This window comes from Ectothiorhodospira sp. 9100, from assembly GCF_022227565.1.
GTDB classification, from domain to species: domain Bacteria; phylum Pseudomonadota; class Gammaproteobacteria; order Ectothiorhodospirales; family Ectothiorhodospiraceae; genus Ectothiorhodospira; species Ectothiorhodospira marina.
On record NZ_JAJNAN010000040.1, the window covers coordinates 1 to 12,160 of the forward strand.

12 protein-coding genes and 1 tRNA gene are annotated in these 12,160 nt (G+C 61.3%); 4 read left to right on the top strand and 9 right to left on the bottom strand.

All coding sequences use genetic code 11. The annotated features are described in order from the left end of the window. The 3 genes from LPW29_RS11590 to LPW29_RS11600 form a co-directional block, all read right to left on the bottom strand. Positions 1-345, bottom strand: a 345-nt coding sequence (locus LPW29_RS11590) for an IS91 family transposase (protein ID WP_443112355.1), incomplete at its 3' end; no start/stop codon positions are given. Positions 346-858: 513 nt separating this feature from the next. Beyond that, positions 859-934: transfer RNA gene (locus tag LPW29_RS11595), tRNA-Asn, on the bottom strand. 53 nt (positions 935-987) lie between these two features. Beyond that, entirely contained in the window at positions 988-2,172 is a 1,185-nt protein-coding gene (locus tag LPW29_RS11600) for a pyridoxal phosphate-dependent aminotransferase (RefSeq protein WP_238628141.1), read from the bottom strand. Between the two features lie 76 nt (positions 2,173-2,248). Here LPW29_RS11600 and uvrB point away from each other — a divergent pair, with 76 nt between their 5' ends. Together uvrB and LPW29_RS11610 are read left to right on the top strand one after the other, a co-directional pair. Beyond that, complete coding sequence (uvrB, locus tag LPW29_RS11605) at positions 2,249-4,267, top strand: excinuclease ABC subunit UvrB (protein WP_238628142.1); 2,019 nt, start codon at positions 2,249-2,251, stop codon at positions 4,265-4,267. 3 nt (positions 4,268-4,270) lie between these two features. Then, positions 4,271-5,248, top strand: a complete 978-nt coding sequence (locus tag LPW29_RS11610) for a L,D-transpeptidase family protein (protein ID WP_238628143.1) — start codon at positions 4,271-4,273, stop codon at positions 5,246-5,248. Here LPW29_RS11610 and frdD read toward each other — a convergent pair. Genes frdD through frdA form a run of 4 tightly spaced genes read right to left on the bottom strand, consistent with a single transcriptional unit; the run spans position 5,179 to position 8,470 of the window. Continuing rightward, positions 5,179-5,544 carry a fumarate reductase subunit FrdD gene (frdD, locus tag LPW29_RS11615; protein WP_238628144.1) on the bottom strand — a complete coding sequence of 122 codons (366 nt, stop codon included), beginning with the start codon at positions 5,542-5,544 and terminating at the stop codon, positions 5,179-5,181. The two genes, LPW29_RS11610 and frdD, sit on opposite strands and share 70 nt — an antisense overlap. Further along, complete coding sequence (locus LPW29_RS11620; RefSeq protein ID WP_238628145.1) at positions 5,541-5,945, bottom strand: fumarate reductase subunit C; 405 nt, start codon at positions 5,943-5,945, stop codon at positions 5,541-5,543. Before LPW29_RS11620 ends, frdD begins: the two co-directional genes overlap by 4 nt. Next, complete coding sequence (locus tag LPW29_RS11625) at positions 5,942-6,691, bottom strand: succinate dehydrogenase/fumarate reductase iron-sulfur subunit (protein WP_238628146.1); 750 nt, start codon at positions 6,689-6,691, stop codon at positions 5,942-5,944. Before LPW29_RS11625 ends, LPW29_RS11620 begins: the two co-directional genes overlap by 4 nt. 3 nt (positions 6,692-6,694) lie before the next feature. Further along, positions 6,695-8,470, bottom strand: a complete 1,776-nt coding sequence (gene frdA, locus LPW29_RS11630; protein WP_238628147.1) for a fumarate reductase (quinol) flavoprotein subunit — start codon at positions 8,468-8,470, stop codon at positions 6,695-6,697. A 191-nt stretch (positions 8,471-8,661) separates the two neighbouring features. Between frdA and LPW29_RS11635 the strand changes: the two genes are divergently transcribed. Further along, positions 8,662-10,101 (top strand): tetratricopeptide repeat protein, encoded by a 1,440-nt coding sequence (locus tag LPW29_RS11635; RefSeq protein WP_238628148.1) that lies wholly within the window; start codon positions 8,662-8,664, stop codon positions 10,099-10,101. A gap of 22 nt (positions 10,102-10,123) precedes the next feature. On the opposite strand, the gene LPW29_RS11640 is transcribed toward LPW29_RS11635, so the two are convergent. Beyond that, complete coding sequence (locus tag LPW29_RS11640; protein WP_238628149.1) at positions 10,124-10,762, bottom strand: class I SAM-dependent methyltransferase; 639 nt, start codon at positions 10,760-10,762, stop codon at positions 10,124-10,126. Positions 10,763-10,831: 69 nt separating this feature from the next. Between LPW29_RS11640 and LPW29_RS11645 the strand changes: the two genes are divergently transcribed. Further along, a complete protein-coding gene (locus LPW29_RS11645; protein WP_238628150.1) occupies positions 10,832-11,200 on the top strand; it encodes a DUF4870 family protein in 369 nt (122 codons plus the stop codon). Positions 11,201-11,258: 58 nt separating this feature from the next. On the opposite strand, the gene LPW29_RS11650 is transcribed toward LPW29_RS11645, so the two are convergent. Beyond that, complete coding sequence (locus LPW29_RS11650) at positions 11,259-12,122, bottom strand: glycine betaine ABC transporter substrate-binding protein (RefSeq protein WP_370642806.1); 864 nt, start codon at positions 12,120-12,122, stop codon at positions 11,259-11,261. Between the last annotated feature and the right edge of the window lie 38 nt (positions 12,123-12,160).

Below are 12,160 nucleotides of genomic sequence, written 5' to 3' on the forward strand. Positions count from 1 at the left end.
GTCCCGCCCAAAGGCCTTGAGCGTGGACCAGACCGACTGGAACAAAAGCCGGTGGATTTCCCGTGGATGCAGCTGCACCCAGCCATTGAGTTCATGCGGGAGCGTGAATACCAAATGGTAGTACGTGACCGGCAGCATCTGGCTGTGTTGTCGCTCGCACCAAGCCTGAGTCGCACGATTCTGGCATTGAGGGCAATGACGATCCCGGCAGCTGTGATACCAGCGCTGCTCGGTATCGCACTGGTCACAGCGAAGCTGCAGACCACCCAGGCGCGCGGTGCGACAGCTCTGCAGGTGGCCGCAGACCTTGCGCCGGCCGGCATCCAGGCCATCCGCCACCAGGATGCGGGGACAAAGATAGGAAAAGCTGCCGCGAATGCGGCTTAGTTCAACAGTATATTAGACAGCTTCTTCGCATCCCAGGAAAGAAAGAATCCGGGGTATCCGGGATATGCGGAAAACAGTCGGGGGCGGCGGCTCAGAACGGTGCGTTTGGGCAGCGGGGGCAGGAATGGTCCGACTGACGACGACCACCCGAGGGGATGTGGAGCGGCCAAGAGTCCAACGCTCGCGCCTACACGCGAAAGAATGTGGGATTGCCTGATATGGCGGGAGGAGGGGTGGGTAGGGCAGGTGAGATGGAGCGCCAGCATACCGCTGGGGTCGACCTCTTGGGTATCGTCAACATCCATGCACGCGCCTCCTTGGCGACGGGGCTCAAATCTCCCTTGACCCTAGCAAATGGAAGGACGAATTGCACGCCAGCGGTGATGGTCCGTGCTCTGAGTGGGCGCTTGAAACCCATCCCCAGAAACGAAAAAGGCCACCCAAAAAGGTGGCCTTTTTCATCGTTTTATTTGGCTCCCCGGGACGGGCTCGAACCGCCGACCTAGTGATTAACAGTCACCCGCTCTACCGACTGAGCTACCGGGGAATTGCTTGGAAGCCCGGCATATTACGGATATCGCCGGGCTTCGTCAAGGGTCTTTAGGCGCCTACTGCACGGCCGATGCGCTCCACCGCCTGCTTGAGGTTATCCAGGCTGGTGGCGAAGGAAATGCGCACGTGGCCTTCGGCGCCGAAGGCGGAGCCGGGGACCAGGGCGACGCCTACCTGATCGAGCAGGTGTTCGGCGAATTTCACGTCGCTGTCCATGCCCAGCTTCTCCATGGCGCCCTTCACGCTGGGGAAGGAGTAGAAGGTGCCGTCGGAGGGCAGGCACTCCACGCCCGGGATGGCGTTCAGGGCTTCCACCAGGTAGTCGTGGCGGTCCTGGAAGGCCTTGCACATCTCGGCCACGCAGGACTGATCGCTGTTGAGCGCCACCTGGGCGGCTTCCTGGGCCACGGAGGTGGGGTTGGAGGTGCTCTGGGACTGGATCTTCTTCATGGCGGCGATCAGCGGCTTGGGACCACCGGCATAGCCGATGCGCCAGCCGGTCATGGCATAGGCCTTGGAGACGCCGTTGAGCACGATGGTCTGATCGTACAGGTCGGGGCAGGCCATGAGAATGTTGCAGAAGGATACGTCACGGAACATCATGTGTTCGTACATGTCATCCGTGGCCACCACCACATTGGGGTGACGCAGCAGCACCTCACCCAGTGCGGCCAGTTCCTCACGGCTGTAGGCCACGCCGGTGGGGTTGGAGGGGCTGTTGATCACCACCAGGCGAGTGCGGGGCGTGATGGCTGCTTCCAGTTGCTGGGCCGTCATCTTGAAGCCCTGGGACTGGTCGGCACTGACGATCACTGGCTTGCCGTCGGCCAGCAACACCATGTCCGGATAGGACACCCAATAGGGGGCCGGGATGATGACTTCATCACCCTCGTTCAGCAGGGCCTGGCAGAGGTTGAAGAAACTCTGCTTGCCGCCGCAGGAGACCAGGATCTGATCCGGCTGATAGCTGTGACCGTTATCGCGCTGGAACTTGTCGATGATGGCCTGCTTCAAACCTGGCGTGCCGTCCACGGCGGTATACTTGGTCTTGCCCTCGCGGATGGCGGTGATGCCCGCCTCCTTGATGTGATCCGGCGTGTTGAAGTCGGGTTCGCCGGCACCCAGGCCGATCACGTCGCGTCCTTCGGCCCGCAACTGGGCGGCGAGGGCGCTGACGGCCAGTGTGGGGGAGGGCTTGATGCGCTGAACGCGGGATGAGAGCTTGATGTCCAAGGCGGTATCCAGGAATGCTGGTGGATGGAAAACTCGATTCAAAATGATACTCAAACTGTCCTGATAAGATAAGCCCATGGACCAACCTTTCCACCTTTCCACCCGCTTTGACCCGGCGGGAGACCAGCCCACGGCCATCGAAAGCCTGCTGGATGGCCTGGACTCGGGTCTGGCCCACCAAACCCTGCTGGGGGTGACCGGCTCGGGCAAGACCTTCACTATCGCCAACGTGATCCAGAAGGCGCAGCGGCCTGCCATCATCATGGCCCCCAACAAGACCCTGGCGGCTCAGCTCTATGGCGAGATGAAGGAGTTCTTCCCGGAGAACGCCGTGGAATACTTCGTTTCCTACTACGATTACTACCAACCCGAGGCCTATGTGCCGTCGTCGGACACCTTCATCGAGAAGGACTCGTCCATCAATGATCACATCGAACAGATGCGTCTATCCGCCACCCGGGCCCTGCTGGAGCGTCGCGATGCCATCATCGTGGCCAGCGTCTCGGCCATTTATGGCCTGGGTGATCCGCGGGCCTACCTGCAGATGGTGATGCACCTGAAACGGGGGGATGTGATCGATCAGAGGGAGATGCTGCGCCGGCTGGCAGAATTGCAGTACACCCGCAACGATCTGGAGCTCAAGCGCGGCACCTACCGGGTGCGCGGCGAGGTGATCGACATCCATCCGGCAGAGTCCGAACGCGAGGCCGTGCGGGTTGAGTTGTTTGACGAGGAGATAGAGCAACTCTCGTATTTCGACCCGCTCACTGGCGAGGTGCTGCGCCGGGTGCCGCGCTTGACCATCTATCCCAAGACCCACTACGCCACCCCCCGTGAGACCCTGCTCGAGGCCGTGGAGCAGATCAAGGTGGAACTCCGGGAGCGCCTGGAGGCCTTGCGCCAGTCGGATCAATTGGTGGAAGCCCAGCGCCTGGAGCAGCGCACCCGCTTTGATCTGGAGATGATGCTGGAGCTGGGCTATTGCTCCGGGGTCGAGAACTATTCACGCTATCTTTCGGGCCGCCAGGCGGGGGAACCGCCGCCGTGTTTTCTGGATTACCTGCCCAAGGATGCCTTGCTGGTGATCGATGAGAGTCATGTCACGGTCCCGCAGTTGGGGGCCATGTACAAGGGCGATCGCTCCCGTAAGGAGACCCTGGTGCAATATGGCTTCCGCCTGCCTTCAGCCATGGACAATCGCCCCTTGCGCTTCGAGGAGTTCGAGGCCCTGGCACCCCAGGCTATCTACGTTTCAGCCACGCCCGGCCCTTATGAGCAAAAGATGTCGGGGCAGGTGGTGGAGCAGGTGGTACGACCCACGGGCCTGGTGGACCCGGAAGTGGAAGTGCGACCGGCGACCGCTCAGGTGGATGATGTGCTCTCGGAAATCCGGCTGCGCACCGCGGTCAACGAACGGGTGCTGATCACCACGCTCACCAAACGCATGGCGGAAGATCTCACCGAGTACCTGGGAGAACATGACATTCGTGTGCGTTACCTGCATTCCGACATTGATACCGTGGAACGCGTGGAGATCATCCGCGATCTGCGTCTGGGGAAGTTTGACGTCCTGGTAGGTATCAACCTGTTGCGCGAGGGGTTGGATATGCCTGAGGTCTCGCTGGTGGCGGTGCTGGACGCCGACAAGGAAGGCTTCCTGCGTTCCGACCGCTCGCTGATTCAGACCATCGGCCGCGCGGCCCGCAATCTGAACGGCAAGGCCATCCTCTATGCCGATAAGGTGACCGGGTCCATGCAGCGGGCCATGGACGAGACTGAGCGACGCCGCGAGAAGCAGGTGGCTCATAACCAGGCCCACGGCATCACGCCCAAGGGCGTGGAGAAGCGCATTGCCGATATCATGGAGGGTGCCTACGCCGGTGGGTCCATGGCCACCCCGAAGCGTTATGCCAAGGTGGCCGAGCAAGAGGCGGAATACGGGCGCATGTCACCCAAGGAAACAGCCAAGGAGATCACTCGTTTGGAGAGCCAGATGTTTGAACATGCCCGCAACCTGGAATTTGAGGAGGCAGCCCGTTTGCGGGATCGGGTCGAGAAACTCAGGGAAGGGATGTTGGGCGTGGTGGAGGGCTGAGGTATGACAAACCGTTCATTGTGTCTGGCCCTGGCGTTGTGCCTGTTCGCCGGCCCGCTGTCAGCCTTTGAGCGGGCTTGGCCCGTCGAGGAAGATGTGGATGTCGTGGGCGAACTCAGTCATGTGGAAGCCACCTACGAGGATACCCTGATCGACGTGGCGCGCCGCCACCAAGTGGGTTTTGAGGCGATCCGCCGGGCCAACCCCGAGCTTAACACCTGGATTCCCGGAGAGAATGCCCGGATCCTGTTACCCCATCAATTCGTGTTGCCCGACGCCCGACGGCAGGACATCGTGATCAACCTGCCCGAGATGCGCCTGTATTATTTTCCCCGGGGTGAATCCCGGGTGGTGACCTACCCGGTGAGTATTGGTCGCATGGATTGGGGCACTCCGGTAGGCACCCTGGATGTGATCGAAAAACGGGAAAATCCCACCTGGACGCCGCCAGACTCCATACGCAAGGCCTACGCCGAGCGCGGTGAGGCGTTGCCCCGCGTGGTGGCACCGGGGCCAGACAACCCCATGGGAGAATATGCCATTCGCCTGAGCCGGCCCAGTTACCTGATACACGGTACCAACTGGTCCACCGGGATCGGCATACGCTCTACGCACGGCTGTATCCGCATGGATAATGACGACATTGGTGAGTTGTATCCCCGGGTCTCGCTCGGTGCATCAGTCAATATCGTCAACCAGCCGATCAAGGTGGGTTGGCGAGACGGGATGCTCTACCTGGAAGTCCACCCGCCATTGGAAGAGTTGGAGGATCAGGCCCAAGGCATGGACCAAGCCGTCACCAAGGTGATGGAAGCAGTGGGAGAACGGGATGCCCGGGTGGACTGGCAGCGAGTGCGTCGCGCGATAGACGAACTGACCGGGGTGCCCCAGGTGATTGGCTGGGACATTGATCAGGCCCGGACGACCAGTACCAGCGCGACCAGTACTGCCAGCGCCGAGCCACCGACTGCCGATCCATAGCAGATCTGCTTGAGTCGGGGCGTTGCGTGCACACCCAGGTCATGCAGGGTGTGCAGGATGCGGTGTGCCGCATGGAAAAAGAACAGGGCGATCAGTATGGCCAGTCCGAACCCCACCAGGGGATGACCCAACAGAGCGCGCATCTGTTCATAGCCCATGGCATCCGGCCCGAAGCCCATGCCTATGGGCACCAGCAGCCCCACGATCAGTACCAGGATGGGCCCCACCAGGGCCGCCAGCATGCCGCCGCCGCCGAACAGGGACCAGAAGATGGGTTCATGTGAGCGTGGTTTCATTGCAGGCCTCTCAGGGCAGCGACCAGGATCACCAAAGACACCCCACCCCAAGCCCATAAGGCCATGCGGTTCAGGGTGGCATCGGAAAATCCCCGGGGAAAACGGCGTGTTTTGAAGGGTGGAACGGTCAAGGGCAGAACCTTGAACCAGGTCCAGGCATGGAAGGTAAACGCGGCCAGTACCACCAGATGCAGCAACCAGGAGAGCGGCGAGAACAGTACTGCACGCCAGGCCTCAAAGGCCCCCGGCCCCACGGCCAGGGCGGCCATGCCCATCAGCAGGAACACCCCATACAGGGCGATGACTACACTGGTTCCCTCGCGCAACAGATAAAACTGATAACTGGGGCGGCGCAGCCACCAACGCTGCATGCCGCGGGTGTAGGTTCTGGGTGAGTTCATCGGCGCCCCCTCGGCTTCAGGAACCGCAGGAAGTAATCCTGGGTACTCACAATCTTGTTCTGGTTGATGGCCCGGGCCGGATCCACGTGTTTGGGGCACACCTCCGAGCATTCCCCCACCAGGGTACAACCCCATACACCTTCCTCTGCATTGATCACGTCCATGCGCTGTGCCTTGCCCGCGTCCCGGGAGTCGGCATTGTAACGATGCAGCAATGCCAGGGCGGCCGGACCGGTGAACGCCTCATTGAGGCCGTACTGGGGACAGGCGGCATAGCACAACAGGCAATTGATGCATTGCGCGTAGCCCAGGTAGTCCTGGATCTGATCCGGTGTCTGGTTGCGCGGCTGATCGCCCGGATCGTCATCGGCCGAAAAGATCAGGTAGGGGTGTACCGACTCCAGTTTGGCGAGAAAGTCCGTCTGGTCGATGGCCAGATCCCGCAGGATGGGGAAATGCGCCAGGGGCTCCACCCGAATGCGGGACGGATGGTAGTCCCGCAGGAAGGTCTGACAACTGAGCACGGGCTCGTTGTTGACCATGCAGCCGCAACTGCCGCAGATGGCCATGCGGCAGGACCAGCGAAAGGTCAGGGTGCCATCCAGGTGATCCTTGATGTACTGCAGGCCCTCGAGCACGGACATCTCCGCCGTGAAAGGCACCTCGTAGCTCTGGTAATACGGTGCCTCATCCGTCTCCGGATGAAAGCGCAGGCATTCGATGATGATGGTGCGGGTCTGGGTCATCTCTTACTCCTCCCGCGCCGTCTGATCGGGCTGGCTGTCGCGACCGTAGATACGCTCCCGCGGGCTGGAGCGGGTGATGGTGACCGGTGCATGGGAAATGCGGGGTGGCCCATCGCCGTCATGATGAGCCAGGGAGTGGCAGAGGAAGTTGTCATCATCGCGTTTTTCGAACCCATCCTGGCGCAGGTGCGCGCCCCGTGACTCCTTGCGGGCCAGGGCCGAATGCGCCATGGCCTCCGCCACCTGCAGGGTATGGCCCAGTTCGATGGCGGTGAGCCATTCGGTGTTGAAGCAGCGCCCCCGGTCATCCAGTTTCACGCCCCGACGATAGCGATCGCGCAGGGCCGACAGGCGTTCGCAGGCCTGGCTCATGCGCTCGGCGTCGCGGACAATGCCGACGCCGGATTCCATGATGTCATGCATTTCCGCGCGTATCACCGCCACTCGTTCTCCCTCATCGGCGTTGAGCATGTTGAGGCGCCGGGTTTGGGCCTCGTGTGCCTGGGCGTTCAGGTCGGCGGGCGCCGCGGTGATCTCCCGGGCCAGTCGCGCCGCCGACTCGCCTGCAGCGCGACCGAAGACCAGTAGTTCAGCCAGTGAGTTGGACCCCAGCCGATTGGCGCCATGGATGCCCACACTGGCACATTCGCCGACGGCGAACAGACCTTGCAGCGGGGTGGCGCCGTTCACGTCACATTGCACGCCGCCCATGGTGTAATGCACGGCTGGCCGCACGGGAATGGGGCTGTGCACCGGATCGGTGGCGGCGAAGGTGCAGGCCAGTTCCCGGATCATGGGCAGGCGTTCCATGATCTTCTTCTCGCCCAGATGCCGCAGATCCAGATGCACGGCACTGCCATTGGTTGTCTCCACGGTGCGACCGGCCTGATCCTCATGCCAGAAGGCCTGGGACACGCGATCCCGGGGACCCAACTCCATGGCACGGGGACGGGGCCAGGGGTCCAGTGGACCCATGCCGTAGTCCTGCAGATAGCGATAACCGTCCTTGTTCAGCAGGATGCCGCCCTCACCGCGGGCCCCTTCGGTGATCAGGATGCCTGAGCCGGGCAGGGCGGTCGGGTGCCATTGCACGAATTCCATGTCCCGCAGGGGCACACCCTGGGAATAGGCCATTCCCATGCCCTCACCGGTGACGATGCCGGCATTGGTGTTCTGCCCGAAGACCCGACTGGCGCCACCGGTGGCCAGGACCACCGCCTTGCAGCGCAGCAGCACACTCTCGCCGGTGGCGATATTGAAGGCCAGAACACCCTGAACCCGATCGCCTTCCACCAGCAGGTCCGTGCAGAAGAACTCATCGAAGCGCCGGATGGATGGATACTTGAGCGAGGTCTGGAACAAGGTGTGAAGGATATGGAACCCGGTCTTGTCGGCGGCAAACCAGGTGCGTGGCGACTTCATGCCCCCAAAATAGCGCACGTTGATGCCACCGTCTTCCTGGCGACTCCAGGGACAGCCCCAGTGCTCCAACTGGGTCAGTTCCCGGGTACACTGGCCGATAAAGTACTCCACCACATCCTGTTCGCACAGCCAGTCGCCGCCGGAGACGGTGTCGTCAAAGTGCTTGTCCAGGGTGTCGTCCGGGTGGATCACCCCGGCGGCGCCCCCTTCGGCGGCCACCGTGTGGCTGCGCATGGGAACCACCTTCGAGACCAGGGAGATGGATAGCCCGGGATCTGACTCGGCGGCGGCGATCGCTGCCCGCAGTCCCGCCCCGCCACCACCGATGATGACCAGATCTGATTCAATCACATCCATCCTGCTCAACCTTGTTTGACGATGAGGATTTGCGTTCGCGCAACTCGAACAACGTCGCCATTAGAGGACATCTGCCCGCCAAGTTCAAATCCCGAGTCTGAGATGGCCCCGGGGTTCGTCCCGCGGGCTCAAGTTGGCTATGATCTGCGCTGCACCAAGGCAGCACCATCCACCTCGAGTACCCGGATAGCATGAAGCGGCTAAGAACCCATTATGAAAACCTGCAGGTGACCGAAAATGCCAGTCAGGAGGTCATAAGGGGAGCGTACAAGTTTCTTTCGCAGAAATGGCACCCTGACAAGAACCAGGCGCAGCGGGAAAAGGCGGAGCGGGTCACCAAGATCCTCAATGATGCCTATACGGTACTCTCCGACCCGGAACAGCGTCGCGCCCATGATGAGTGGATCGCCGAGCAGCGCACCGTGCGCAAACTGGCAGATCAATCCGATCATCCCGGCAGCAGCAGTTCCAAGAACTACGTATACCATTACTCCTATGCCCTCAGCCCTGAGTTGGCAGGACATCGGGAGAGATATGTCAGTCTCAATGATGGCACAGTGATGGATGTGCGCACGGGCCTGCACTGGTTCTGCCATTCCGTAGGCGAGCGCTGGCACCCTGGGGGGATCTTCACCGGCACGCCGCAGTTGCACGATGCCGAACTGGCCGCGGCCTTGCCCGCGCGGGTCAACACCGGCGAGGGGCAGGGCCGGTTCAAGGACTGGCGGCTACCCAGCGAAAAGGAACTCAAGTCGCTGTATACCCGCAAGGGGATCAGTCTGCGGCGTGTGCTTGATGACTCGATCTTTTCCATTGACGACAAGGGCCCTTACTGGACGCTGACCGACAATCCCTGGCTATATGACAACGTACCCCGGGTGGTGACCCTGCAAGGGGAAGCCCAGCGTGGGGATGGCGAATGGGTGCTGGCACGCGTGCGCCTGGTGCGTGGTCCCGACCGGGCAATGCTGGCCGAATTGATGCATCAGATCGCCACTGATTACCTGGCCCGGGGTGAGCGCCAGGAGGCCATCCACTACTACCAATGCTCACTGGAGCTGGCCGAGCAGGCCAGCGGCGTCGAGGAAAGCAATATCATGGTCCTGATGCGGGATCTGGCCTTGGCCCATTTCGAATCCAGCCAGCCTTCCGAGGCTGAAACCTGGCTGCACCAGGTGCTGGAACGCAAGCGTCAGCTCCATGGACAGGATCATCTTGAGGTGTTCAAGGCCCTGGTGGATCTGGCCAGCTTGCACAAGTCGCTGGGTAATTTCCGGGCTGCCCTGGATGACCTGACCGAGGCCTACCGGATTCTGACTCGCCTGGAGAGCGTAAGCCAGGGCATGATGCTGGGCGTACTCTATGACCTGCTGGCCCTGCAGGTCATGCACGGAGAGCACCGCAAGGCGGAAACGCTGATCAGTCGGTACCTTGAGCACTCCGAGGGGGCGGATCTGGGGGCATTTTCGGAGCGCACGAACGTGTTTTTCATCATTCTGGGGTTGTTGCGCTCCAGTTCCGACCAGGGGGCGATGGATCCCCTGCATCTGTATCGGACGTTTCTGGAGTGTTCTCCGCCACCGGTGGAGGAGGCGGCGGACTTCACGCGGGCTCCATTTGCCTCGGCCTAGGGGCGGGCGGGCACGGCGATCATCAAACCTGGCCCTTGTGAAACAGAGCGACGTTCCTCACCGGGATCTCGAGTCGCCAGCCGTGGTGCCGGGCAATCCAGGCCATCGTGTCCGGCGAGTAAAAGCAGATGTGGGTGGGGTCGCGCCGGTAATGCCAGCGTAGAAAATGCGCGTCCGCTGGACGAAACTCCGTCATGACCCCCAGCCACCCGCCCGGGCGCAGCAGGGCGTTCAGGTGCTCGAACTCGGCTCCCGGTGCATGGAAATGTTCGGCGGTTTCGCTGCAGGTGATGAAATCATATTCCTGAGCAAGGATCCCCTTGTCCGGGAAGAAGACCGGGTCGTAGTCCCGAGTGGGAAACCCCTTTTCCTCCAGCATGCGGGAGAGGGTGGGCCCCGGACCACAGCCATAGTCGAGCCCTCTGGCCCCGGCGCTCAGGCGACTCTGCATGGGCTCGCTCAGGCGCGACAGGAATGCGCGGTAACGGGCATCTTCAGGATCATTGCAGTGAGTGGTGTAGTAGGCGCCTTCTTCCCTGGGCGATAGCCAGTGCCTGGGGTCAAGCCAGACCAGCCGACAGTCACCACACAGGAAATAATCGCCCTTCGACAGGTGCGCGTAGAGCCACGGGTGTGTTTTCCCGCACAGGGGGCAGGGCATGCCCTTTACCCTGCAGGGTCCGGATTGAGTATGCTGAGGACTCAACCTTGCATTCAGGAGTGAAAACTGATGGCCGAAGAAACCCCGGTGCCTGTGGAGCACAACCCCCATGCGGACGATCTGCTGATGCCCAAGGTGGTCTATATCCTGTATATCCTGGGCCCCTTCGTCACTTTTACCGGCATCATCGGGGTGATCATCGCTTATGTCTACCAGGGGTCGGCGCCGGACTGGCTCAAGACGCATTACCGATTTCAGATCCGCACCTTCTGGATGGGGCTGGCGTTTCTCATCCCCGGCATTCTGCTCACGATGGTCTTGATCGGCTGGCTTGTCCTGCTGTTCTGGGTGGTGTGGCTCATCGTGCGCTCAGTGAAGGGCATGAAGACCCTGGGTGAACGCCGACCCGTGGAACAGGTGGAGCGCTGGTCCTTCTGAATCAGGACCTCACCTGCCCCCTCTCCCGCTTGCGGGAGAGGGGGCACCTCGTCCAGGTTTACTGGAGCCAGGTATCTACCACGTCACGGTTTTGTTCGACCCACTGCTTGGCATTGTCATAGGGGTCACCGCCTTCTTCGTTCATGACCATCAATTCAGCCACCTGGTCCGTCGTCCAGTTGAAGTTATCCAGAATGGCGTAGACCTCGGGCATGTCGTCCTTAAGGCCGGTGCGGACGATGGTGTGGATGGCTTCTTCACCGCCATAGACACCCTTGGGATCTTCCAGGTACTTCAGGTCCCAGCGACCTTCCTTCCAGTGAGGCGTCCAACCGGTGACCACGACCCAGTCATTGGTGCGAATGGCGTTGGCGAGCACACCGGTCATGGTGGCGTCAGAGCCTTCCACCAGGCGAAGATTCAGGTCATACGCCTCAATGGCTTCTTCAGTGCTGCTCATGATACCCGCGCCCGGGTCGATGCCGATGATCTGGCCACCAAAACGACCAGCGTTGTCGTTGAGTTCGTCAATGGAGTCGATCTCAACATAGGTAGGCACCATCAGGCCGATCCGGGTACCCTCCAGATTCGGACCCAGATCCTCTATACGGTCACCCACTTCCTCCACGTAATTGGCATGGGTGGTGGGCAGCCAGGCGGCCACGAAAGCATCCTGATCGCCAGTGGCCACGGATTGCCACATGGCGGCGGCACTCACGGAGACGGTTTCCACATCATAGCCGGCTTCCTCCAGGACCACGCGCATCACGTTGGTGCTGGCCACGGCATCGGCCCATTCCACGTAGGGAATATTGACCTGGCCCTTGTCAGCCGCTGCGGTCAGTGGAGCACTCGCCAGGCCCAGGGCCAGGCAGGTGCCGACGAACATTTGGGGGAGATGACGCTTGAAATCGATACTCATAGAGATCCTCCATAGAGAGTTTGAGGCGCTATTGACGT